The organism is Sphingomonas sp. CV7422, assembly GCF_027945725.1.
Lineage (GTDB): Bacteria > Pseudomonadota > Alphaproteobacteria > Sphingomonadales > Sphingomonadaceae > Sphingomonas > Sphingomonas kyungheensis.
This window is the reverse complement of record NZ_CP115900.1, coordinates 2,804,492-2,829,110: the sequence shown is the minus strand read 5'-3', so window position 1 is coordinate 2,829,110 and position 24,619 is coordinate 2,804,492. Positions and strand designations below refer to the sequence as shown.

At 70.5% G+C, this 24,619-nt stretch carries 18 protein-coding genes; 5 read left to right on the top strand and 13 right to left on the bottom strand.

Annotation, left to right across the window (positions count from 1 at the left end; all coding sequences use genetic code 11):
* Positions 1-47: 47 nt before the first annotated feature.
* The 9 genes from treY to PBN85_RS13370 all read right to left on the bottom strand — a co-directional run bounded on the left by treY (position 48) and on the right by PBN85_RS13370 (position 14,673).
* A complete protein-coding gene (gene treY / locus PBN85_RS13410) occupies positions 48-2,360 on the bottom strand; it encodes a malto-oligosyltrehalose synthase (RefSeq protein WP_271299311.1) in 2,313 nt (770 codons plus the stop codon).
* A complete protein-coding gene (gene malQ, locus PBN85_RS13405; protein WP_271299310.1) occupies positions 2,357-4,264 on the bottom strand; it encodes a 4-alpha-glucanotransferase in 1,908 nt (635 codons plus the stop codon). The genes treY and malQ overlap by 4 nt, the downstream gene beginning before the upstream one ends.
* A 393-nt stretch (positions 4,265-4,657) precedes the next feature.
* Positions 4,658-6,352: a malto-oligosyltrehalose trehalohydrolase gene (gene treZ / locus PBN85_RS13400; RefSeq protein ID WP_271299309.1), complete on the bottom strand. Its 1,695-nt coding sequence runs from the start codon at positions 6,350-6,352 to the stop codon at positions 4,658-4,660.
* Positions 6,349-8,466 carry a glycogen debranching protein GlgX gene (gene glgX / locus PBN85_RS13395; RefSeq protein WP_271299308.1) on the bottom strand — a complete coding sequence of 706 codons (2,118 nt, stop codon included), beginning with the start codon at positions 8,464-8,466 and terminating at the stop codon, positions 6,349-6,351. Before glgX ends, treZ begins: the two co-directional genes overlap by 4 nt.
* A gap of 125 nt (positions 8,467-8,591) precedes the next feature.
* The gene (locus tag PBN85_RS13390) at positions 8,592-8,837 is read right to left on the bottom strand and encodes a hypothetical protein (protein WP_271299307.1); all 246 of its coding nucleotides are present in this window, start codon (positions 8,835-8,837) and stop codon (positions 8,592-8,594) included.
* A 149-nt stretch (positions 8,838-8,986) separates the two neighbouring features.
* Positions 8,987-9,538 carry a DNA-3-methyladenine glycosylase gene (locus tag PBN85_RS13385; protein ID WP_271299306.1) on the bottom strand — a complete coding sequence of 184 codons (552 nt, stop codon included), beginning with the start codon at positions 9,536-9,538 and terminating at the stop codon, positions 8,987-8,989.
* 486 nt (positions 9,539-10,024) lie between these two features.
* A complete protein-coding gene (locus PBN85_RS13380; protein WP_271299305.1) occupies positions 10,025-13,192 on the bottom strand; it encodes a helicase-related protein in 3,168 nt (1,055 codons plus the stop codon).
* A gap of 464 nt (positions 13,193-13,656) precedes the next feature.
* A complete protein-coding gene (locus PBN85_RS13375; protein ID WP_271299304.1) occupies positions 13,657-13,902 on the bottom strand; it encodes a glutaredoxin domain-containing protein in 246 nt (81 codons plus the stop codon).
* 60 nt (positions 13,903-13,962) lie between these two features.
* A complete protein-coding gene (locus tag PBN85_RS13370) occupies positions 13,963-14,673 on the bottom strand; it encodes an arylesterase (protein ID WP_271299303.1) in 711 nt (236 codons plus the stop codon).
* Positions 14,674-14,690: 17 nt separating this feature from the next.
* Here PBN85_RS13370 and PBN85_RS13365 point away from each other — a divergent pair, with 17 nt between their 5' ends.
* Positions 14,691-15,353, top strand: coding sequence for an ABC transporter ATP-binding protein (locus tag PBN85_RS13365; protein ID WP_037532642.1), 663 nt, complete (start codon positions 14,691-14,693; stop codon positions 15,351-15,353).
* The gene (locus PBN85_RS13360) at positions 15,350-17,848 is read left to right on the top strand and encodes an ABC transporter permease (protein WP_271299302.1); all 2,499 of its coding nucleotides are present in this window, start codon (positions 15,350-15,352) and stop codon (positions 17,846-17,848) included. The genes PBN85_RS13365 and PBN85_RS13360 overlap by 4 nt, the downstream gene beginning before the upstream one ends.
* Positions 17,849-18,050: 202 nt before the next feature.
* On the opposite strand, the gene PBN85_RS13355 is transcribed toward PBN85_RS13360, so the two are convergent.
* Positions 18,051-19,118 (bottom strand): spore photoproduct lyase family protein, encoded by a 1,068-nt coding sequence (locus PBN85_RS13355; protein WP_271299301.1) that lies wholly within the window; start codon positions 19,116-19,118, stop codon positions 18,051-18,053.
* Positions 19,115-19,435 (bottom strand): hypothetical protein, encoded by a 321-nt coding sequence (locus tag PBN85_RS13350; protein ID WP_037532651.1) that lies wholly within the window; start codon positions 19,433-19,435, stop codon positions 19,115-19,117. Before PBN85_RS13350 ends, PBN85_RS13355 begins: the two co-directional genes overlap by 4 nt.
* Positions 19,436-19,519: 84 nt before the next feature.
* Between PBN85_RS13350 and PBN85_RS13345 the strand changes: the two genes are divergently transcribed.
* The gene (locus tag PBN85_RS13345) at positions 19,520-19,891 is read left to right on the top strand and encodes a reverse transcriptase-like protein (RefSeq protein WP_271300898.1); all 372 of its coding nucleotides are present in this window, start codon (positions 19,520-19,522) and stop codon (positions 19,889-19,891) included.
* A gap of 74 nt (positions 19,892-19,965) precedes the next feature.
* Positions 19,966-20,259, top strand: coding sequence for a CsbD family protein (locus tag PBN85_RS13340; RefSeq protein WP_271299300.1), 294 nt, complete (start codon positions 19,966-19,968; stop codon positions 20,257-20,259).
* A gap of 121 nt (positions 20,260-20,380) precedes the next feature.
* On the opposite strand, the gene PBN85_RS13335 is transcribed toward PBN85_RS13340, so the two are convergent.
* The gene (locus tag PBN85_RS13335; protein WP_271299299.1) at positions 20,381-20,974 is read right to left on the bottom strand and encodes a DUF4142 domain-containing protein; all 594 of its coding nucleotides are present in this window, start codon (positions 20,972-20,974) and stop codon (positions 20,381-20,383) included.
* Between the two features lie 134 nt (positions 20,975-21,108).
* Between PBN85_RS13335 and PBN85_RS13330 the strand changes: the two genes are divergently transcribed.
* A complete protein-coding gene (locus PBN85_RS13330; RefSeq protein ID WP_271299298.1) occupies positions 21,109-21,519 on the top strand; it encodes a DUF3597 domain-containing protein in 411 nt (136 codons plus the stop codon).
* A 259-nt stretch (positions 21,520-21,778) separates the two neighbouring features.
* On the opposite strand, the gene PBN85_RS13325 is transcribed toward PBN85_RS13330, so the two are convergent.
* Positions 21,779-24,343 carry a sensor domain-containing protein gene (locus PBN85_RS13325; protein WP_271299297.1) on the bottom strand — a complete coding sequence of 855 codons (2,565 nt, stop codon included), beginning with the start codon at positions 24,341-24,343 and terminating at the stop codon, positions 21,779-21,781.
* Positions 24,344-24,619: the final 276 nt, after the last annotated feature.

Below are 24,619 nucleotides of genomic sequence, written 5' to 3'. Positions count from 1 at the left end.
AGGCATATAGCTTCAAAAAGATGTCTTTGCCATTTGTTCCGACCCGATCAGTCGGTAACGTCGATATCATACCAGATCGTTGCCGCGGCGAACGCTTCGGCCGCTGACAGCGTCCTGCCATCGGCGAAGCGGATCGTCGCGACGGGCCGCTCGGTGCCGCGGATCAGCACCGCGACGCGCAGCGTCCGGTCGCCCGCGCTGCGGCTGAAGGCGAGGATGCGGTCGCTGCCCTCGACCTCCGCCGGACGATAGTCGCCCGTGGCGAACAGCGCCGGCTCCGCCCGCCGCAGCGCCAGCAGATCGGCGATCAATCGCAGCTTGTCGGGCGCCTCGGCGCTGCCGAGCAGCGCGCGCCGGCGGTCGTAATCGACGGGGCGGCGGTTGTCGGGATCGACGAGGCTGAGGTCGGCGAGCTCGCACCCCTGATACAGGTCGGGCACGCCGGGCAGCGTCAGCCGCAGCGCGGTCTGCGCCAGGGTGTTGGCGAGCGCGGCGGGTGCGATCTCGGCGACGAAGGCGGCGACCTCGGCGCAGAAGCGCGGATCGGCGAGGTAATGGTCGACCAGCGCCGCCGCCGCCGCCTCATAGTCCGCGTCGGATGCTTCCCAGGACGAGCGCAGCTTCGCCTCGCGCAGGGCCTTCTGCTGCCACGCCTTGACCCGTTCGGCGAAATCCGCGTCCGCGCCATCCTCTGGCCAGGCGCCGACGATCGTCTGCAACAGCATGTAGCGGTCGCCGCCGTCGACGTCATGGCCCCAGCTCCAGGCGAGCGCTTCCCACGCCTCGACGCGGGCGCGCCAGACGTCGGGGATGGTGCTCAGCACCGCGAGCCGGGCGCGGACGTCCTCGCCGCGTTTGTGGTCGTGCGTCGCGGTGGTCAGCATCGCCTGCGGCACCTCGCGCGCGCGGTCGATCATCAAGGCGTGGAACGCCTCGACCGGGACGCCGAGGATCGTCGCGTCAAAGCCGACGTCGTTGCGCGACAGCAGCCGGCCGGACCGATAGAAAGCGGTGTCCTCGACCGATTTGGCGGCGATCGGCGCGGACAATTGCTGGAACCGGCGCACCGCGTCGGCGGCATCGCCGGGCCCGTCGCCGGCGAGCCAGGCGAGGATACGGTCGACGACATGCGCCTCGCCGGGCGGGATCAGCCAGGCGACCCGTTCGCGCACCAGCCCGCGGATCGCGGCATCCTGCGGCGCGGCGGCGTAACCGGTGCCATAGGTGCGATAGACTGGGAAGACCCAGAGCAGCCGCTCGATCGCACGGCGCAGCATCGCCGCGGTCACCGCCTCGTCGCGGTTGAGCCGCACGAAGGCGGCGACGCAGGCGTCGAGCTGACCGGAAAACTGCCAGGCGAGCAGATCCTGCCGCGCCTCGAACTCCTCCGCCTCGAACCCCTGATAGCGGCCGCTGACCTGCTGCCACAATTCCTCGAGCGGCAAGGCGCCGAGCGGATCGTGGATCAGCGTCGCGACCTGTTCCATGAAGTCATAGCCGCTGGTGCCGTCGACGCCCCAGCCGACGGGCTGGCCTTCGTCCGCGCCGAGGATCTTCTCGATGACGATATAGGCGTCGTCGCCGAGGCGCTTACGCAGCGTGCGGCAATAGCCGATCGGATCGGTCAGCCCGTCGACATGATCGACGCGGACGCCGTCGATCAGCCCTTCCGCGTACAGGCGGAAATACAAGGCGTGCGTCGCCTCGAACACCGCCGGATCCTCGATCCGCACGCCGGCGAGATCGTTGACGGTGAAGAAGCGGCGCCAGTTGAGGTCGTCGTTGGCGACGCGCCAGCTCGCCAGCCGGTAATGCTGCTGCGCCAGCACTTCGGCGAGGTCGCCGTCGGTGGCGACGTCGTCGCGCAACGGAAAGCGATGCTCGCCATAGGCGACGACCTGCTGCCCCTCGATCGCCAGATCGCCCGCCGCGATCGTCGCGGTCAGCGTGTCGCCGAGCACCGGCAGTAGCAACGGTCGCGACCAGTCGATGTCGAAGACGCGGGCATGCGGACTGTCCGGCCCGCGCGCCAGCACGTCGTTCCACCAGGCATTGCCGCCACCGGCGACGCCCATATGGTTGGGGACGATATCGATGACGACGCCCATGTCGCGCGCGTGCAGCGCCGCGACGAGGCTGCGGAACGCGTCTTCGCCGCCCAGTTCGGGGTTGATCCGCGTCGGGTCGATGACGTCATAGCCGTGCGTCGACCCGGCGGCCGCGACGGTGATCGGCGAGGCATAGAGGTGGCTGATGCCGAGATCGGCGAGATAGGGGACCAAAGCTTCGGCATCGGCGAAGGTGAAGTCCTTGTGGAACTGCATCCGGTAGGTGGCACGGGGCGGGCGGGGCGCGGTCATGCTGGGGTCTCGGCTGAGAGGAGGGCGGTGCGGCGCGCGACCTCGGGCCGGGCGAGCAGGCCGGCGGTCGTGTCGGGCAGGCGGCGTCGCCAATTGGGATGTTCGTCGGTGGTGCCGGGCAGATTGGGCTGTTCGGCGATGCCGACCAGATCCTCGACCGGCACGATGGTCAGCGGGCAGGGTGCCTGCCGGGTGAAGGCGATCGCCGCATCGATCGCGGCATCGGCGTCCTGCGGCGGCGGTCCCTCGGCGACGCCCGTCTCGCGATAGGTGCGCCAGAGCGCCGCTTTCTCGCCGACGCGGCGCAGGCGGTCGGCGGGTTCGTCGTCGCCGCCGCGGCGCAGCTTGTGGTTCCACGTGATGTCGCGGCCCGTCCACCAGCCGGCGAGCGTCGCGGTGTCGTGCGTGCCGGTCATCGCCACCGCCGCCGCATCCCAGTCGCGCGCGGGCGTGAAGCCGTCCTCGTCGCGCTCGAAGGGCAACACCCGCATGCCGAGCATGCCGCGTTCCGCCATCGTGTCGCGGAAGCCCGGCGGCACGGTGCCGAGATCCTCGCCGATCACGATCGCGCCGGCACGATGGGATTCGAGCGCGAGCAGGCGCAGCAGATCGTCGAACGGCATGGCCAGATAGGCACCATCGCTCGCCGCACCGCCCTCGGGGATGACCCACAGCCGCTTGAGGCCGAGCGCATGATCGATCCGCAGGCCGCCGGCATGGCGCAGGCTGGCGCGGACCGTGCGGATGAAGCCGTCGAAGCCCGTGCGTCGCAAGGCAAAGGGCGACAGCGCGGTGATCCCCCAATTCTGCCCCTGCGGCCCGAGTGGATCGGGCGGCGCGCCGATCGACAGGCCGGTGAGCAGGTCGCCGCGCCGGCTCCACGCATGGCTGCCACCCGCATCCATGCCGACCGCGAGATCGGCGATCAGGCCGATCTGCATCCCCGCCGCGCGTGCCGCCGCCTGCGCCTGTGCCAGACTGGCGTCGGCAAGCCATTGCAGGAAGGCGTGGAACGCCACTGTCTCGCTATGGTCGGCGACGAACCGCGCCACGGCCGGTGCGGCGGGATCGTGATAGTCGGCGGGCCAGTCCTGCCAGCCGCACGCGCGCCGCTGCGCGAAGAAATGGCCGTGCAGCGCGTCGAAGCGGGCATGCTCCTCCCATTCGGGATGCGCCGCGCGGGCGGTGGCGAAATCGGTGCGCATCGCGTCCGGCGCCCGGTCGAATGCTTCGCGCAACCGGGTGAGCCGGTGCGGCCAGGCCTGCGTCCAGTCGATCAGCGCACCGCCCGCTTCCCCGGCGCCGTCGATCCCGGCGAGCGCCGGATCGGCGAGCAGCGCGTGATGATAGAGCCGGCTCGACGGCGCATAGGGGCTGAACCGCGCGGCATCGGCAGGAAAGAGGGCATGCGTCGGGCTGATCGCGAGCGCATCCGCGCCCGCCGCCGCGAAGTCGCGCGCCGCCTCGGCCAGCGCGCCGAGATCGCCGAACGGCGAGGGGCGCGATCCACGCAGCGCCGGTATCTGCACCGCCGGACCCCAGCCATGCCCCGCCGGCGGTGCGACGCATCGCCGCGGCGCGATCGCCAGCGTCACCAGGCCGTCGCGCGTTTCGAGCCGGTGATAGCCCGGCTCATCGATCGCCGGGATCGTCCCGTCGGCGGCGATGACGACATCGCGCGTCTCGCCGCCGTCGATCGTCAGCCGCGCCGCCCCCGGGCTCGATTTTGTCCGTATCGCCGTGCCGATATCACCGGTGACGAATGCGTCGCCGTCCGTCCGCGTATCGAGCGTGTCGAGGATCGCGCGGACCACCGTATCGGCGACGCGATGCTGCCGGCCGTCGGCATCCTCCCACGCGACCTGCAGTCCGGCGGCTTCCGCTTCGTGCGCGAGGTCACTCATGCCGAGGCTCCGTTGGGGCGCGCAGAGGCGCGGAGGGCGCAGAGAGGGTGAGCCGTCCGAACGGGTTTGGCCCGGGCTGGACTTGGGTCACGCGAAGGCGCGAAGCCGCGAAGAGGATGCACCCGCTCTTCGCGGCTTCGCGTCTTCGCGTCTTCGCGTGGATCTCTTCTCTGCGTCTTCTGCGCCTCTGCGCGCAAAGATCCACGCTGAGGCATCCGTCGCCGTGAGAGGCAACAGCCGGCTTCCCATATCCGAGTGCTCCCGCGAAAGCCGGAGCCCAGGGTTGCGAAACCCTGACGTCGCTCTGCCGGGCCCTGGATTCGTGCATGCGCAGGATCACTGATTTGGGCGCGTGGCCACGGCGGTGGGTGAACGGCGGAGTGATCTGTCCGCTCACCGGGCGATCCACGCGCGAAAGCGCTCACCCTCGGCATGCAGCAAGTCGCCCGCCGCATCGGGCAATCCGCCCGGCGCGTCGGCAAGGTCGATCGCGATCGTCAGCGTCGCGCCATCGCCCAGCCGCCAGCGCGCCACCACCGCCGCCGCGCCGGTCGCTTCCGCGCCCAGCGAGGTCGTGCCGGCGAGATGCGGCACGATTGCCGCCTGCCGCAGCGCGATCAGATCGCGGAGCAACCCGCGCCAGCGTGTCGCATCCGGTCCGGGCGTCGGGCGTGACGCCTCGAACGTCGCCACCGCATTGGGATCGGGGATGCGCGCGCGCGCCGCCGGATCGGCGAAGGCATCGAACTTGGCGAATTCCTTGCGCCGGCCCTCGCGCACCGCATCGGCGAGCGCGTCGTGGAAGTCGGTGAAGAACAGGAAGGGCGTCTCGCTGCCTTCGGTGTCGCCCATGAACAGCATCGGCACCTGCGGCGCGAGCAGCAGCAGCGCGGTCGCCGCGCGCAGCCGGTCGGTGTCGGTCAGCCGCGTCAGCCGTTCGCCGAGGGCGCGATTGCCGACCTGATCGTGGTTCTGGAGGAAGGAGACGAAGCGCGTCGGCGACAGGTGCGCGCTCGGCGTGCCGCGGGGCTTGCCGTCGTGATTGCCCGATCCTTCGCCCTGATAGATGAACCCCTCGGCCAGGCAGCGCGCCAGCCGCTCCGCCGGCCGATCGGCGAAGTCGCTGTAATAGGCGCTGGTCTCGCCGGTCAGCAGGACGTGCAGGACGTTGTGGAAATCGTCGTTCCACTGCGCGTCATAGGCGTCGCCGCGCAGCCGTTCGGCGTCGTTGCGTTCGTTCTCGAGCACGAGATGGACGTGCCGGTCGGGCAGCGCGGCGCGGATCTCCGCCGCCATCGCGTCGAGGAAGGCATCGTCGCCGATCGCATGGACCGCATCGAAGCGGAGCCCGTCGAAGCGATACTCGTCGAGCCACATCAGGGCGTTGTCGATGAAGAAGCGCCGCACCGCCGGCTCGTGCACCGCGACCGCACCGCCCCAGGGCGTATGGACCTCGGCATCGAAGAAGTCGGGGGCATAGGCTGACAGATAATTGCCGTCCGGCCCGAAGTGATTGTAGACCACGTCGAGGAACACCGACATGCCGAAGCCGTGCGCGGTATCGACCAGCGCCTTCAGTTCGGCCGGGGCGCCATAGCTTTCCGCCGGTGCATAGGGCAGCACGCCGTCATAGCCCCAGTTGCGCGTGCCGCCGAAGGCGTTGACCGGCATCAGTTCGATCGCGGTGATGCCCAGCGCGGCGAGCGTCGGGATCTGGTCGATCACCCCGGCAAAGCCGCCGAGCACGCCGGCGTGCAGCTCGATCAGCACCGTCTCTTCCCACGGCCGGCCGCGCCAGTCGGGCGTCGTCCAGTCATAGGCGGGATCGATGACGAGGCTCCAGCCGTGGACGCCGCCCGATTGCGCGCGGCTCGCCGGATCGGGGACGGCGAGGTCGCCGATGCGGAAGCGATAGCGCGTGCCCGCCGGCACATCGGTGGTCGCGACGAACCAGCCGTCCGCCGCCGCATCCATCGCGATCGTCTCGCCCGCATCGATCTCCAGCGTCACCGCCTCGCACGCCGGTGCCCAGAGCGCGAACCGGGTGCGGCCGTCGTCGAGCAGCCGCGCGCCCCAGCGTTCGCTCATGCCGCCGCGTCCGCGTCGTCGCGCGGCAGCGTCCAGGTGACCAGCACCGCGCCCTGCGGCGCGACCTCGTACTGATCGTCGATCGTCAGCTCGCCCTGATCGGGCTTGGCGCTGTCGATCAGCACGGTCCGCTTGGCCTGCGGCGGCGGCAGGTGGAAGGTGACCGGATCGGCCGAGCCGTTGAGCAGCAGCGAGATCGCCTCGACCTCGCCCGCCGCATTGCACGACGCGCGGCGCATCATCAGCGCGCGTCCGTCCGGGTTCTGCCAGTCGTCCGGACTGAGCCGGCCGCCGCGCTCGTCCCACCATTCGATGTCGTTGATGCCGTGGCCCGGCGTATCCTGTCCGTAGAGGAAGGTCGCCGCGCGCAGCACCGGATAGCGGCGGCGCAGCGCGGTGAGGCGCGCGACATAGTCGATCTGCGTCTGCCCCGCCTCGCTCGCCGCCGCCTGCCAGTCGAGCCAGCTGATCGCATTGTCCTGGCAATAGGCGTTGTTGTTGCCCTGCTGCGTGCGGCCGAATTCGTCGCCTGCGACCAGCATCGGCGTGCCGAGCGAGGCGAGCAGGGTGGTCAGCATCGATCGCTGCACCCGCCCGCGCGCGTCGTTGATCGCGGCATCGTCGGTCGGCCCCTCGTGGCCCCAGTTGCGCGAATGGTTGTTGTCGTGGCCGTCGCGATTGTCCTCGCCGTTCGCCTCGTTGTGGCGCTCCTCGTAGGTCACGGTATCGGCGAGGGTGAAGCCGTCATGCGCGGACAGCAGGTTGATGCTCGCCCACGGCCGCCGCGCGCGCCGGTCGAACAGATCGCCCGATCCCGCCAGTCGCGCCGCGAGATCGCCGCGCTGCCCGGCATCGCCGCGCCAGAACTGGCGGACGGTGTCGCGATATTGGTCGTTCCACTCGGCGAAACCGGGCGGGAAGTTGCCGAGCTGATAGCCGCCGGGGCCGACGTCCCACGGCTCCGCCATCAGCTTGAGCCGGCCGAGCACCGGGTCCTGCCGCACCACGTCGAAGAAGGCCGCGCCCGGATCGAAACCATCGTCCTCGCGCCCCAGCGTCAGCCCGAGGTCGAAGCGGAAGCCGTCGATGCCGAAGCTCGTCGCCCAATAGCGCAGCGAATCGGTCACCATCTGGATGACGCGCGCCTTGCTGAGGTTGAGCGTGTTGCCGGTGCCGGTGTCGTTGATCGAATAGCGCGGCTGATCCTTCACCAGTCGATAGTAACTGGCGTTGTCGAGCCCGCGCCACGACAGCGTCGGGCCCTTTTCCGATCCTTCGCAGGTATGGTTGTAGACGACGTCGAGGATCACCTCGATCCCGGCCTTGTGCAGGCGGTGGACGGCGCGGCGCAGCTCGTCCTGGCTGTCGGTCGACATATAGGCCTGTTCGGGCGCGAAGAAGCCGAGCGTGTTATAACCCCAATAATTTTTGAGGCCCTTTTCCTGAAGGAAACGGTCCTGCGTGAAGCTGTGGATCGGCAGCAGCTCGAGCGCGGTGACGCCGATCCGCTTCAGATGCGCGATCACCGCCGGATGGCCGAGTGCGGCATAGCTGCCCCGTTCGCGTGGCGGCACCAGCTCCATCAGCTTCGTCAGACCCTTGACGTGCGCCTCGTAGATCACGGTTTCCGACCAGGGGGTGTTCGGCTTGGTATCGCGCGACCAGTCCCAATGATCGTCGACCACCACCGCCTTGGGCATGGCCGGCGCGCTGTCGCGCTTGTCGAAGCTCAGGTCCTCCCGGGCGTGGCCGACCTTGTAGCCGTGCAATGCGTCGGTCCATTTGATCTGGCCGTGCAGCCGCCGCGCATAGGGATCGAGCAGCAATTTGTTCGGGTTGAAACGGTGGCCGTTCTCCGGCTCGTAACGGCCGTGGGCACGATAGCCGTAGAGCAGGCCGGGCGCGGCATCGGGCAGATAGCCGTGGAACACCTCGTCGGTACATTCGGGCAGGGTGATGCGCTGCAACTCGCGCTTGCCCGACGGATCGAACAGGCACAGTTCGATCCGGTCCGCATTGGCGGAATAGACCGCGAAATTGACGCCAAGACCATCGAACGTTGCGCCCAAGGGATAGGGCGAACCGGCGTCGAGCCGGTCGGGTAAGGCGTGCACGGTGAGAGGACCCCCTTGAAGATGCTGCACCGCCCAACGCAGGTGCGGCGGGGAAGCTCCGCGCGACGTGTACACCCGGGCGCGGGCGGCGTATCGATGCGGCTGATACGCCGGCCCGTGACGGATCAGCGCTTGGCAAGCGGGTCGAGGCCCAGCGCGCGCCACTGGTCGAGCGACTTGCAGGTGCGGATCGGCAGGCGCGATCCGGTGACTTCGTCGACCAGGCAGACGCGCGGATTGGCGCGGGCCGGCGCGGCGGCGACGACCACCGGAGCGGGGGCGACGGGGGCGGCGATCGGGGTCGGCGTGGCAGTCGGCTGGGGTGCGCTGGTGACCGACAGGAGCGCGGCGGCGACGGTGGTGATGAGCATGATGTCCTCCCAAAGATCAGCCCGATTGGCTGTATCCGGAGCATTGCATCTGCCGTGCCAATTGCGCTGCAGGAGGGGAGGGGCGGGTTTCGGCGTGTCGGCCCCGTAACGAATTACCAACATCTGGGCCGTCACGCCGATTGATGGGATCAGCGCGCCGGCTTGCTGAGGAAGCGCGAGCCTGTTCGACAAAAGCGCCACGGCGTGTCGACCGCCCGGGTGATGCCGATCCGGGCGCCGGCGTGGATATCCTCGTCACGCGCCGCGGGTTCGAGGGCGAACGGCGGCGCATCGAGCGGCGCGCCGTCGAGCGCCCGGTCGACGCCGAGCGCCTGGCACAGACGCCCCGGACCGGCGCAGAGCAAGCGCGGCCCGGCAAGGCCGCGGCGCGCGATCATCGTCTCGACGCCCGCGACCGGCTCGATCGCCCGGATCAGCACCGCGCTTCCCGGCCGGCAGACGAAGTTGAGGCACCAGTGCATGCCGTAGCTGCGATAGACATAGGCATGGCCGGCCGGGCCGAACATCGCCGCATTGCGCGGCGTCGGCCCGTTGACGCTGTGCGAGGCGGGGTCGTCGGCGTCATAGGCCTCCGTCTCGACGATCACGCCGCCGACGCCATCGACGCGCAGATCGACGCCGATCAGCGCGCGCGAGACGGTCGCGACGTCGCGGTCGAAGAAGGCGGTGGGGAGGGGCATCGGCGGGCGGTGGCGCGGGGCGCACGCGGGTGCAAGGGGTTTGCGGCACTGCGCATCAGGTCACCTGCAAGACGGAGGATGCAATCCCATTGCGGTTCGTCCCGCCCATCGTGCCGCAGCCTGGTATCGCGCGCTGCCGTCGCACCCTGTCAGTGTTCCCGCGCAGGCGGGCGCATAGGTGACAAGCGGAGCACCACCTGCGGCGTGAACCACCATGGGCTCCGGCCTGCGCGAGACCTCCGCACCACGGCCTCCGTCATGCCGGACTCGTTCCGGCATCCACGGTGCCGCAAGTGTCTCTACCCTTGATTTCGCGGCCCGGAGGACCCCGGAACACGTCCGGGGTGCCGGAGCGTTTTGGGTGACGGCGGGACGTTCCCGACCTTCGCCTGCTTAATGGGCTTGCCTCGTTGATCCTGCCAAGTCGCGACCGAACATCCCGATACCGGCCGGCGGCCCTGTTTCGACCCCCCACACCCGCCGCCGTCACCAATCCTCCAGCACCGCCGCGATCCGGTCGAGCCGTTCGTGCGCATCGGCGATCCGTTCGGCGAGCAGCAGCCGTCCGTTCTTCTCCTCCAGCCCCTCGGGTGCCGGCATCGCCGCGCGCGGGGTGAAGGCGATCGCGGCGGGGCCGGCGTCGATCCGGGCGATGCCGGCCGCCCGTGCCGCCACCCGGATGCGCGCCACCGCGAACAGCAGCCGTGCCTCTTCGGGCAGGTCGCCGAACCGATCCTCCAGCTCGTCCGCCAGCGCGTCGAGCCCCTCGGCCTCCTCGATCCGCGCGAGGCGGGCATAGGTGGTGACGCGCAGCTCCTCCTCGGGCATCCACGTCGGCGGCAGGCAGCCGTCGAGGCCGAGGTGCAGCTCCGGGCTCCACCGCTCCACCGTCTCGCCGCGCGCGGTGCGCAGCGCGCTTTCGAGCAGATGCTGGTACAGGTCGATGCCGATCAGCTTCATATGCCCCGCCTGCGTCTCGCCGAGCAGGTCGCCCGCGCCGCGCATGTCGAGATCGCGCGCGCTGATCGCGAAGCCGGCGCCGAGCCGGTCGAACGCCTCCAGCGTCTTGAGCCGCTTGAGCGTGCGCGGTGCGATCGTCGCGGCGGGATCGGTGAGCAGCAGCACCTGACCGCGCCGCAGGCCGCGCCCGACCCGCCCGCGCAACTGGTGGAGCTGCGACAGGCCGAAGCGGTCGGCCTTCCAGATCACCATCGTATTGGCGCGCGGCACGTCGAGCCCCGCCTCGATGATGTTGGTGGCGAGCAGCACGTCGCCATCGCCGCCGGCGAAGCGTACCATCGCCTCGTCGATCTCGGCGGCGGGCAATTTGCCGTGCGCCTGGACGATGTCGAGCTCGGGCACCGACTTGGCGAGCGTCTCGGCGAGCGGCGCCATATCCTCGATCCGCGGCACGACGACGAAGCTCTGGCCGCCGCGGCTGCGTTCGCGTAGCAGCGCGGTGCGTACCACCGCCGGATCGAACGCACCGACCGAGGTGCGGATCGGCTGCCGCCGCGCCGGCGGCGTCGCGATCACCGACAGTTGCTGAAGGCCGATCAGGGCGGTCTGCAGGGTGCGCGGGATCGGCGTCGCGCTCAGCGTCAGCACGTGGCCGGCGCCGAGATCGCGCAGCCGCGTCTTGTCGGCGGTGCCGAAGCGCTGTTCCTCGTCGATGATGACGAGGGCGAGGTCCTGATAGGCGATGCCCTTGCCGGCGACTGCCCCGGTGCCGACGACGATGCGGATCGATCCGTCGGCAAGCCCGGCCTTGACCTGCTTGCGCTCGGTCGCCGAACTCAGCCGCGACAGGCCGGCGACCGCGATGTCCGTCCCCTCGAAGCGCGCGGCGAAGCTTTCCAGATGCTGGCGGGCAAGCACCGTGGTCGGCGCGGCGATCGCCACCTGATGCCCGGCCAGGGCGGCGATCGCCGCGGCGCGCAGCGCGACTTCGGTCTTGCCATAGCCGACGTCGCCGATCACCAGCCGGTCCATCGGCTTGCCCGCGGCGAGATCGTCGCGCACCGCGGCGATCGCGCGCGCCTGATCGGGCGTCTCGGTGAAGGCAAAACCGGCGGCGAACCGTTCATAGGCGTCGGTATCGGCGACCAGCTTGGGCGCATCGCGGCGGCTGCGTTCGGCGGCGAGTTCGGTCAGGCCGCGGGCGCTTTCGGCGATCGCCGCGTCGATCGCGCCGCGCCGCTTCTGCCAGCTCGCGCCGTCGAGCTTGTCGAGCGTCACCGCCTCGGCATCCGCGCCGTAGCGCCAGATCCGGTCCGCCTCCGCGACGGGAACGAGGCGGACGCCGTCGTCGGCGTAGGTGAGGGCGATCGCGTCGCCCGCCTGATCGGGCAGCGCCTGCAAGCCGGTGACGACGGCGAGGCCATGATCCTCGTGCACGACGACGTCGCCGTCGCGAATCTCGCCGAAGTCGAACAGGCCGGTGTGCGCGATCGGGCTGGTCGCGTCGTCGCGTTCGGCGCGGCTGCCGAGCAGGTCGGCGGCGGCGATCGCGCAGATGCCCTCGCGCCGGAAGCCGCGATCGGCGGCGAGGGACAGCGCCAGCAGGCTGCCCGGCGCGGCATCGCGAACCGCCTGCCACGCTTCGACCGGCGTGACCGGCAGCTTGAGCGTGCGCGCGATCCGGCGTTGCAGGAAGCGCAGATCGCGTGCGCCGCCGAGGATGACGACGCGCTCGCCCGCCTCGATCGCGCCGCGTGCGGCCTTGGCGAAGGCGCGCATCGGCGCCTTGCTCTCGACGAATCGTGCCGGCGGATCGCCCGCGCGCGCCAGCGGTGCCATCAGCCGCTCGCCCGCCGTCTTGCGCCAGCGCGCATCGCTCAGCGTGTCGGCGATCGCGCGTTTGGGACGGCGCTTGGCGGCGTCGGCAGCCAGCGCGAGGAAGCGTCGCCGCCGCTCGTCCGCGCCCGGTTCGATCCCGATCGCGGCGTCCGGCAGATGGTCGGCGAGCGACACGCCCGCGTCGGCGAGCGGCGGTTCGGCGACGCGGCCGAGCTCGCGCGCATCGATGCTGCCGGTGGTGCGCTGGTCGGCGGGATCGAAGCAGCGCAGGCTCTCGACACGCCCGTCGACCGCCTCGATGCGCAGCGGCAGTCCGGCATCGGCGGGATAGACGTCGAGCACCTGCCCGCGCAGCGCGACCTCGCCCGGCTCGTCGACGCGCTCGTCGGACGTGTAGCCGATCGCGGTCAGGTCGGCGAACAGCGCTTCGAGGTCGACCGGCGTATCGACCGCGACGCGCGGCGGCGCGGCGGCGAAGGCCTCGGGCGCCGGATAGGCGCGGGCGAGCGCTTCACCGGTGGTGATACAGGCGGTCCGCGGCCGCTCGTTCGCCTCGATCAGTAGGCGGATGCGCCGCAAAGCCGAGACACGCTGGCCGACGTTGCCGGGAGAGGCGGGGGCGGCGTCGCCGGGCAGCGCGTCGCTGCCGGGACAGAAGACCACCGTCGCATCGGGCACCGCCAGCGTCAGCGCATGGGTCAGCGCGATCCCGCGTGCCTCGTCGGCGACGGCATAGAGCAGGTCGCCGTCGTCCAGCCGTTCGGCGAGCGCGGCGGCGGTTTCGGCGATGCCGAGGATCGGATCGGCAGGCGCATCGGCAGCCGGAGAGAGAATATCGGCAGGGCTGGCCGGCATTTTGGACGCCTTTTGCAGGAGGGCTTCCCGAACGGCCGGTCGCCGGTGACGTTCCATCGAGGTGGGGGAGCCGGGCGGGCGTGCGGCGTGTCAGGGGGGGCGTTGCCGCCGGGCCGGGGATGGAGGTGTGGGGGGGCGTAGTCATGCAAGGCCACGCCCGCCTTCTTGCGTTCTCGGCCTTCAAGATCGAGATCTCGAATGCGCTCGGGACGCTCACATAACGGGGCCGTACCCCCGCGAAAGCGGGGTCCAGTTCTCTTGATGCGACGGCCGTTAATCTGCTTGGCCACTGGATTCCCGCCTGCGCGGGAATACTGGCGATTTTGACGGCGCGCCTCCGGCAAAAGTCACGACTATCTTTTAAGGCCAGCCGGACGAAACATCATCGCCTTTGTCGCTGCCGAAGCCATTCGTCGGCGTATCTAAGCTGCCGGGACGCCATCGCCCCGGCAGCTACACAATCGTTACTTCGCCAGATACCGCTCGAGATCGTCACTCCCGCCGATCCGCTCGTCATCGATGAAGATCTGCGGCGTCGTCGCGACGTCATGCTCGGCCTTGAACGCGTCGACCTCCTCGCGTGATCGCAGGATGCGGTCGTCGACGGTGAAGCCTTCGGATTGCAGGATCTGCTTGGCGCGGACGCCGAACGGGCAGGTATGGTCGGGCAGGACCATGCGGTACAAGGTGGCGGTGCGGCTCTCGGCCATGGGTCGATCCTTCCAGACTGAAACTCGCCGCTATAGCGCAACAGCGCGGCGGGCGTTCCGTCAGGCGGCGGGTTTGAGGCCGGCGGCGACCAGCGGCGTCAGCCGGTCGGCGATGCGTGTCACGCCGGCGGCATTGGGATGGACACGATCCGCCTGCATGAGCGCGGGGTCGCCGATCACCCCGTCGAGCACGAAGGGATAGAGGCCGGCGGAGTCGCGCTTGGCGAGATCCGGCCAAATGCCGTCGAACGCGGTGACATAGGCGCGGCCGAGATTGGGCGGCGCCTTCATCCCGGTCAGCACCACCGGCAGCTTGCGGCGGTGCAGCTCGTCGAGCATCGCGGTCATGTTGGCGCGCGTCTCCGCCGCGGGCAATTGCCGCAGAACGTCATTGCCGCCGAGCCCGAGCAGCACGAGGTCGGGCGGGCGCGGCAGATTGTCGAGCACGAAGCCGAGCCGCTGCCGCCCCGCGGCGGTGGTGTCGCCCGAGACGCCGGCGTTGACGATCGTCGCGTTGATCCCCTGCTGCCGCAGCCGCGCCTCGATCGCGTCGGGCAGGCTTTGCCCGCGGTCGAGCCCGTAGCCGGCGTAAAGGCTGTCACCGAAGGCGAGGATCAGCCGTTCCGGACCGACCGGCCGCGCGACCGCGACGGGTGTGGCGGCGGGGCTCGGCGCCGGATCGGGCGCCGCCGCCTGCCGGTCGCAGCCGGCGAGGATCAGGGCTTGGCCGAGCAGCGTCGCTGCCGCATAGCGTTTTGTCCGCCCCTGCAAGGCCTTGGTCTCCCGATATGAACATGACGTCTATGGTGATCGAGGCGCGCGATGTCACGCTTCGCCTCGGCGAGACCGCGATCCTGCGCGGCATCGACCTGTCGGTCGCCGCCGGCGAGAGCGTCGCGCTGCTCGGTGCGTCGGGCTCCGGCAAGTCGTCGCTGATGGCGGTGCTGGCGGGGCTCGAACGGGCGAGCGGCGGCAGCGTACGTGTCGCCGGGCAGGATTTCGGCACGCTCGACGAGGATGCGCTGGCGCGGGCGCGCCGCGGCCGGATCGGCATCGTCCTGCAGGCCTTCCACCTGCTGCCGACGATGACCGCGCGCGAGAATGTCGCGGTGCCGATGGAGCTGGCCGGCGTCGCCGGTGCCTGGCCGCGTGCCGCCGCCGAGCTGGAGGCGGTCGGCCTCGGCCACCGGCTCGACCATTATCCCGCGCAGCTCTCCGGCGGCGAGCAGCAGCGCGTCGCCATCGCCCGCGCACTCGGGCCGCGGCCACCGTTGGTCTTCGCCGACGAACCGACCGGCAACCTCGATACGCAGACCGGCAGCGCGATCATGGACCTGCTGTTCGACCGGCGGGCCGTGCTCGGCGCGACGTTGGTGGTGATCACCCATGATCGCCGCCTCGCCGAACGGTGCGACCGGATCGTCACGCTCGCCGACGGGCGGATCGGGTGAGCGGCTGGTCGCTCGCCTGGCGGCTGGCGCGGCGCGAGCTCGACTGGCGGTTCCGCGGATTGCGGCTCCTCGTCGTCTGCCTGCTGCTCGGTGTCGCCGCGCTCGCCGCGATCGGCGGGCTCGCCGATGCGGTGGCGCGCGAGCTCGCCGTGCGCGGCGCGGTGATCCTCGGCGGCGACGTCGAACTGTCCGTGTCGCAGCGCGAGGCCAGTGCCGCCGAGCGTGCCGCGCTGGCGCGGCTGGGCACCGTCTCGACGACGGTGCGGATGCAGGCCAATGCGATCGCCGGCGACGCCTCGGCGCCGATCCAGCTCAAGGCGGTCGACGCCGCCTATCCGCTCTACGGCCGCGTCACGCTCGCCGACGGCCGCCACGTCGCCACGCCGCCGCCGGGACAGGCATGGATCGCGCCCGCGCTGGCCGAGCGCTTGCGGTTGCGTGCCGGCGCGATGCTGACGATCGGTACGGCACGGTTTCGCGTCGGCGGTGTCATCGCCGACGAGCCCGACCGGCTCGGCGAGGGCTTCACGCTCGGCCCGGTGGTGCTGATCGCGCGCGTCGATCTGGGCAGGACCGGGCTGGTCCAGCCGGGCAGCCTGTACGAGACGCGCTATCGCCTGCGCCTGCCGGCGGGCGACGATCCGGCGCGGATTGCGACGCATTTCACCAGCCTCTTCGCCACCGCGGGGTGGGAGAGCAAGACGCGCGAGCGTGCCGCGCCGGGAGCGTCGCGGTTCGTCGACCGGATGGGCGAGTTCCTCACCCTGGTCGGGCTCGCCGCGCTGGCGATCGCCGGGATCGGCGTCGGCAACGGCGTCGATTCGTTCCTCACCGCGCGGCGCGGCGCCATCGCGACGCTCAAGGTGCTCGGCGCGACCCGCGCCGATGTCGCGCGCATCTATGCCATCGAGGTCGGCGCCGCGGCGCTGGCCGGCATCGTCGCGGGGCTGGCGATCGGCAGCGCCGCGGTGCCGCTGCTCGGCCGCCTGCTCGCCGGCGCGCTGCCGGTGCTGCCGACGCTCAGCCCCGAGCCGTGGCCGCTGCTCCGCGCGGCGCTGTACGGCGCGCTGATCGCGCTCGCCTTCGCCGCGCCGCCGCTCGCCGCGGCGGGGGCGACGCCGGCGGCGGGATTGCTGCGCGGAGCGCTCGCGCCGATGCGGGCGAGTTCGTGGCGGGGGCGGATCGTCGCGCTCGCCGCCGGTGGAGCGGCGCTCGCACTGGCGATCGGCACCGCGGCACAGCCCGGCATCGCCGCCGGCTTTCTCGCCGCGGTGGCGGCGGCGTTGCTGCTCTTGTTCGGGCTCGGCCGTCTGGTGCGCTTCGGCGCGAGCCGGCTGCCGCGGCCGCACCGGCCCTTGCTCCGCCTCGCCATCGCCGCGCTGCACCGGCCGGGGGCACGCACCGAGGCGCTGGTCGTCGCGCTCGGGCTCGGCCTGACGCTGTTCGTGCTGCTCGCCGCGATCCGCACGAGCATCGACGCCAATATCGCCACCAACGTGCCGCAGCGCGCGCCCGCCTTGTTCGCGCTCGACGTGCCCCGCCCGCGCGAGGCCGAGTTCCGCCGCATCGTCACCGCCGCGGTGCCGGCGGCGCAGATCCGCACCGTGCCGATCCTGCGCGGCACGATCACTGGCTATCGCAATATCCGCGTCGCCGATCTCAAGACGCTGCCCGAGGGCGCCTGGGCGCTGCGCGGCGAGCGCGGCCTGACCTATGCGGAGAGCATCCCCGAAGGCAGCACGCTCGCCGCCGGCCGCTGGTGGCCACGCGACTATGCGGGACCGCCGCTCGTCTCGATCGACGAGCGGCTGGCGCAGGCGCTCGACCTGCATATCGGCGACCCGCTCACCGTCAGCCTGCTCGGCGTCGAGCGCACCGCGCGCATCGCCTCGCTGCGCCGCATCCAGTGGGACACGTTGGGGTTCAATTTCGTCCTCGTCTTCTCGCCCGATGCGCTCGCCGATGCGCCGCACAATCTCGCCGCGACGATCGACCTGCCGCGCGGCAGCGAGGGACGGGTGACACGCGCGCTGCTCGCGCCATTCCCCTCGGTGTCGGTGATCGAGGTGCGCGGCGTGCTCGGGCAGGTGCGCGACCTCGTCGGACAGGTCGCCGCGGCGATCGCGGCGGCGGCGGGAGTCGCGGTGGCGGCGGGGATCGCGGTGCTGATCGGCGCGATCGCCGCCGCGCGCGAGGCGCGCACCTATGATGCGGTGATCCTGCGCACGCTCGGCGCGACGCGGGCGCAATTGCTCGCGGCGCAGGCGCTCGAATATGCTGTGCTCGGCGCGCTGGTGACCTTGGTCGCGCTGGCGCTCGGTCTCGGCGGCGCATGGTATGTCGTGGTACGGATCTTCACCTTCGCCTGGTCGCCCGATCCGGTCGCGGTGGCGGTGACGTTGCTCGCCGGGCTGGGCGTGACGCTGGGTGTCGGGCTGGCAGGCGCGTGGCCGATCCTCAGCGTCCGGCCGGCGCGGGCGTTGCGGTCGGTGTGAGCGGGGGCTCGATCGGGCAGTGCGCTTGCGGCAGCGCGTGTTTCGACAGGCTCAGCACGAACGGGGAAGGGCGGAATCCCTCGTATCCGTCAGCCCTGAGCCTGTCGAAGGGCGGGACTGCCGCAGGTGCGCTGCTGTCGTTGTTTCGTCAGTCTACGATGACCGCATTTGCGCAGCCGCTGCGACCGCCGTTCCCGCCCTCTCACGTCCAGTACAGCACCCGCGCCTTAGGCAGCCATCGCGCAACCTCCGCGGTGAAGAAGCTGCGCAGCGCCGCCATCGTCGCCGCGTCATAGACATATTTGACCGAGCCGAACTTGGTCCGCTTCTCGACCCGCCCGGCGGCGCCCATGTCGAGCTTCGATCCGGGATACCAGCTCTCCAGCACCGCCTTCGATCCCGGCGTATAGCGGTGGGTGATCAGCTCGATCGTGCAATCCTCGACGTCCGCCAGCGCCGCCCCCGCCTCGGCGAGCAACGTGCCATAGGCCTGTTCCCAGCCCGCCGCGGCGATGATCGGTGCGATCGTCAGTCCGACCGGATAGCCCGCCCGCGCCATCGCGGCGAGCGCGGCGAGCCGCGCGGCGACCGGGCTCGTGCCGCCTTCGAACCGCGCATAGGGCGCCGGGTTGATCGAGGCGCGCATCCGCGTCCGCCCCTGATGATCGAGGTCGAGCAGCGGCGCGACCGCGTCGAACTTGGTGGTGAAGCGCAGCTGCACCGGCGCCTGCCATTGCCCGAAGGCGGCGATCAGCGCCGACAGCGAGCCGGTGAGATGTTCGAGCGCGAGCGGGTCGGTGTAGCAGCTCGCCTCATACGTCGTGCCCTCGTCGGCGCGGGCGCGCGAGCGCGAGGTGATCGTGCCCTCGCCGAGATAGCGCGGCAGCGCGGCGATGATATCGGGCAGATTGGCATAGGCACGGGTGATCGGCGGCCCCTTGAGCGACCCCGCGAGATAGCAATAGCTGCAATGCGCCGGGCAGCCTTCGGCGAGGTCGACGCGCCAGTCCGCCGAGGGCGCGATCGGCTGGAACCTGAGCTTGCCCGGCGGTGCGACCACCACCGCCAATGTCTTCTTCGCCGCGGCATAGGCGGCGGCGGGATCGTCGGGCAGGCCGAGCGCGAGCCGGTCGGCGGGCAGCCGCTCGACCGGGATGCCGAGCGCCTCGGCGCGCTCGGCGATGGCGCGGCCATGGTCGAACGCCAATGCCGAGCGGGTGACGAGGACGCGGCGCGGCAGCCACGGCCGGGCGGGACGGGCGGCGCTCATGCCAGTGCCGCGAACCAGTCGGCATAGGGCGTGTTCTTCGCCATATGCCGGTTGAGATCGGGCGTCCCGTCGTGCCACCAGACCGGCCCGCGCTCGCCGAGTGCATGTTTGGCGGCATCGACCCCGGCATGCGCGGCCTGTTCCGCCTCGGCATCACCGGCGCGGCGCGCGCCGCCGACCGCGCGCCGCGCCTGCATCAACGCGTGGACGAGCGCCTCGCGCCGTTCGGGCGGCAGCGACGGATCGGCCCGGCGCCACAGGCGGCCGCGCACGACGATATAGCGGCCATCGGGAGTCGTCGGGGGAGGGGAGCGCATTGCGGTGCAACGCATCAGAGCGGGCAAGCGTCGCATCGCTTGCCTTTGCCCCGCGGCTCGGCGAAGCGATGCGGCGTGGATCGGATGACGCTCTATTTCGACGGCGGACTGCGCCCCGGCCCCGGCGGCATGGAGACCGCGGTGGTGGCCGGCGGCGAAGTGCATCTCCGCGACGATCTCGGCCCCGGCGACAGCTGCACCGCGGAATGGCTCGCGCTGCTCGCCGCCGCCGATCTCGCCCGTGCCGCGGGGGCGGACGATGCGCTGTTCCTCGGCGATTCGCGTACCGTCGTCGAACAGGCGCTCGGCCGCTGGCGATGCCGCAACGCAGCGATGCAGCCGCATCTCGCCGCCTTCCGCGCCGCCACCGCCGGGATCGGACGGGTCCACCTGCGCTACGTCCCCCGCGCCAAGAACCTCGCCGGGATCGCGCTCGCCCGCCGCCACCCGCGCTGATCCGCCATGTTCGCGCCTGCGGAAACACTGCGATCGTTACGCGTTGGGCATGATCATCAACGAGGAGTGAGACGATGAACCAGGATCAGATCGAAGGCACCGCAGGCGACCTGACCGGCAAGCTCAAGGAAGGCTTCGGCAAGGCGACGGGCGATCAGGAGACGCAGGCCTCGGGCGTGGCCGACCAGCTGACCGGCTCGGTGCAGAAGACCTTCGGCGATGCCAAGGAAACCGTCGCCGAGACCGCGGCGCCGCTCGCCGACAGGGCGCGTAAGTTCGCCAACGAGCGTCCGTTCGCCGCCGCCGCACTTGCCGGTGTCGTCGGTCTGGCGATCCTCAACACGCTGCGCGGCAAGACGTCGGCCTGATCCGCGCCACACCGCCCCGTTTCGGCTCCGTCCGGGGTCGGGTCGGATGTCGGCGGGACCGGTCATTGCGTCCTGGCGTAGAACAAGGAGCGCCGGCTTCGGTCGGCGCCCCTTTCTGTCGTCAGGCCTTGAGGCCCTTTGCCATGTTGAGGTGCGCCGCCACCGTCGGCACCAGGCCGCTCGCGAAGGTCTTGAGCGCCGCCACGTCGCCGGTCGCCGCATAGCCCTTCAGCGTGTCGAGCGTCTGCTGGTGCGCCGCCTGCTGCGCCTGGATATAGGCCGTATCGAACGTCGCGCCCTTCAGGCCCTTAAGCGAGTCGACCGTCGCCTGCTGCGCCGCGGTGAGCGTGGGATCGGGGGTGAGCGCCGGGCTCAGCGACGCCGTCGTCGCCTTGAGCTTGTCGGTCGAGGCGGTGTGCGCAGAGATCATCTGGTTGGCGTATTTCTTGACCGCCGCGGACGCGCCATTGTCGAGCGCGAGCTTCGAGGTGGTGATCTCGAACGCGTCGCTCGCCGCCGCCATGTTGACGAACGCCTGGCTGCCGGTCACTGCCGCCGGTGTCGCCATTGCGGTGCTATTGGTATCGGCGACGCCGGCATTGCCCGCGTCGAAGGTCGCGCTGTCGTTGGCGACGGCGGTGTCGCTGGTCTTCTGACCGCAGGCCGCCAATGCCAGTGCCGACGCCGACACGATCATCAAGGCTGGTTTGAACATCGTCATCTCCCATGTTGCCCGCCGCCAACGTATCGGCCTCCCGCGGCGTTCCTTTGCGATCACGGAGCGGAAGCGGCGGCCGGCGCGTTCCCACCCCGAAATCCGTCTAGAAATCCATCTGAAGGAGACGTGCGATGAGCATTTTCGGCAACATCATGGGCAAGATCTTCCACCACAAGAGCGAGGCGCCTGCGCCGCAGACCACGCAGGCCGAACCGACGCCGGCCCCCGCCGCCGCTCCCGACGCGCAGCCCGCGCCCGTCCCGACGCCGTCGCCCGCCGCCCAGCCGGTCGATGTCGGCGCGGTGCTGTCGGAGATGGCGTCGATGCGCAATGGCGGCGGCAATTACCAGTCGTCGATCGTCGATCTGCTCAAGCTGCTCGACCTCGATTCGAGCCTCGCCGCGCGCAAGGAGCTGGCGCAGGAACTCGGCGTCCATGCCGGCGAGGACGGCAGCGCGGAGCAGAACATCGCCCTCCACCGCGCGGTGATGGCGAAGCTGGCAGAGAACGGCGGCATCGTCCCCGACAGCATGCGCAACTGAGGCGCGGCGGCGGATACGGGTCCCGACCCGGGTCCGCCGCTGTTCGGGACGTCATCCGTGATGGCCCGAACTGCTCCCGCACAAGCGGGAGCCCAGCGGTCTTCTCACCAAGATCGCGCCGTCACACCGGACGTGTCCCAGAGTCCACCGTGTCGCAGAATCAGCGGCTTACGCTCTCGCGGGAGCGCGGATGCCGGAGCAGGTCCGGCATGTCGGAAGAGGCTCCGCAGCGGTCATGCCTGCGAAGCCCTGCCACCGTTCAGCCCGCTACGCGCACTAGATGGCGGCGCGCCAGCACCGACGGCACGGTGTCCGCCGGGCCGCTGTGCCCGAACCAGAAACCCTGGCCGATGTCGCAGCCGAGCGCGAGCAGGTGATGCGCCTGCGCCTCTGTCTCGATCCCTTCGGCGACGACGGTCATGCCGAGCCGGTGGCCGAGCGCGACCACCGCATCGACGATCGCCGCATCGCCGGCATCGCGATCGAGATGGTTGATGAAGCTGCGGTCGATCTTGATCGTATCGACCGGAAACGCCTTGAGATGGGTGAGCGAGGCATAGCCGGTGCCGAAATCGTCGAGCGCGATATGCACTCCGGCCCGGTGGAAGGTCTCGAGCATCGTCGCGACGCATTCGGCGCCGCGCCCGACGAACACGGTCTCGGTCACCTCGAGTTCGAGCCGGTCGGCGGGCACGCCGGCGCGGGCCAGCCGGCCGAGGATGCGATCGGTCAGGTCGTCGCGGCGGAACTCGGCGGGCGACAAATTGAAGGCGATCCGGCCGAAATCGAGCCCGGCATCGAGCCAGCGCCGCATGTCACCGACGATCGCGCCGAGCATCCGTTCGCTCAGCCCCTGCGCCAGATCGTAATCCTCGAACGCGGCGGCGATCGTCGCCGGCAGCTGCGCGCCATAGGTGGGATGGTGCCAGCGTAGCAGCGCCTCGAACCCGCAGACGGTGCCGGAGGTGAAGGCGATCTTGGGCTGGTAATAGGGCAGGATGCGATCGTCGCGGATGATGTCGCGCGCGATGCTCAGCATCGACGAGCGGCGTTGCAGGTCGGCGCGCATCGGCGGTTCGAACATCAGCAACTCGCCGCGACTGTTCGCCTTGGCGGCATAGAGCGCGATGTCCGCCGCCTTGAGCAATTCGGTCGCGGTCGCGCCATGCGCCGGGAACAGCGATCCGCCCGCGGTCGCCTGGCAATCGAGGATGCGGCCGTCATAGGACAATGGCTCGCGGACCGCGGCGAGCGCGGCGCGCACCCGTGCGACCTCCGCCGCCGCCTCGCCCGGACTCTCGATCACCGCGGCGAATTCGTCACCGCCGAGCCGCGCGACCATGCAGCCATCGCCCAGGACGCCATGTACCCGCTCGCCGAGCGCGCGGAGCACGGCGTCGCCCGCATCATGGCCGACCGTATCGTTGGTTTCCTTGAGGTGATCGACGTCGATCAACACCAGCGCGACGCCGCCGCCATGGTGCCGGCTGTTGGCGATTGCCGTTTCGAGCCGCTCGTTGAAGGTCGCGCGATTGGGCAGGCCGGTGAGCGAATCATGATGCGCGGCGAAGCGGATGCGCTCCTGTGCGGTGCGTTCCTCGGTCACGTCGCGGGTGGTGACGAGCACCCGGCTGAGCCGCCCCGACGGCGCCTCGATCCGCCACCCGCCGGTCTTGATCCAGCGTTCGGCGCCGGTGTCGGCGCGCAGGATGCGCAGCGTCGTCTCGAACCGGTGATTGCCGTCGCCCGCCTCGACGGCGGCGATCAGGGCCTGCAGGCGGTGGCGGTCGGCGGGGACGACGCGGGCGAGCGCGAGCGCCACTGCCGCCGGCGTCTCCAGGGGCAGGCCGAGCATCGCCTTCAGCTCGTCCGACCATTCGCGCGTTCCGGTCAGAGCGTTATAGTCCCATATGCCGAGCCCGGCGGCATGGGCGGCAAGGCGGAAACGCTTCTCGCTGTCGCGCAGCGCGCGTTCGGCAAGCTTGCGATCGTGAATGTCCTCGAGCGTCCCGTACCAGCGGATCGTCGCGCCTGCGGCATCGCAGCGCGCCGCCGCGCGACTGCGGAACCAGCGGAAATCTCCCTCGGGCGAGCGGAGGCGATATTCGATGTCGACCGGCGCGCCGCTGGCGATCGCCTTGCGCCACGCCGCCTCGGTCGGCGTGCGATCCTCGGGATGGAGCGCGACCAACCAGCGCGCACCGAGCGCCTCGCTCGGCTTGCCGCCGGTCACCGTCTCCCAGCGCGAGCTGACCGATTCGATCTGGCCCCCCGGACCGGCGGTCCAGGTGATCTGCGGGTTCAGTTCGACGGTATGACGGTAATGCTCCTCGCTTTCGCGCATCCGCTCCTCGGCGGCTCGGCGGGCGGAAATGTCCTGCGCGATGGTGATCGTCGATACCGCGACGCCGGCGGCGTCGCAGACGAACGAGACGTTGATGTCGCACCACAGGCTGCTGCCGTCGGGGCGGACGAAGCGCGCCTCGACCTCGAACGGCGTCGATCGTATCTGATGTCGGGCATAGAGGGCGGTGACCATCGACAGATCGTCGGGATGCAGCAACGCCTCGACCGCCAGCCCGGAGAGCGCCGCGGCATCCCGCCCCGCCAGTTCGCAGAAGCGATCGTTGACCGCGACGACGCGCCGCTGCCGGTCGCGATGCAACAGGCCGATCCGCGCCCGGCTGAGCACTGCGGCGAGCGGCAATTCGCGATCGAGCGCCAGCGCCTGCGCCACCGCGTTGCGGATCGCCTGCGTCTCTTCCGGCGTGTCGTCGACGTCCGCCGTGTCATGGCCGAAGTCGCCGTCCTCCCAACGCTCCACCTGCGTCCCCTTTCGTCGATCATGGCGAGGTGAGGGCGCACCGCTTAACGAACGGTAATTGAACCGCTTTGGATTATTTGCCGCTACGCCAAATGTTGACGACAACAGCGCCTATATTGCGCCGGATGCAAGGGACTTTCCCGTTCGTATACGGTCTATGTCGTCGATGCAGACCTATCTATAACCTTTGATTGGCTGCGCAGGCATTTGGGAAAAGCCGCAAGACTGCCGGCGAAGGCTGGACAGGAGCGGCTGGCGGGGGCGGCGTGGTCGATG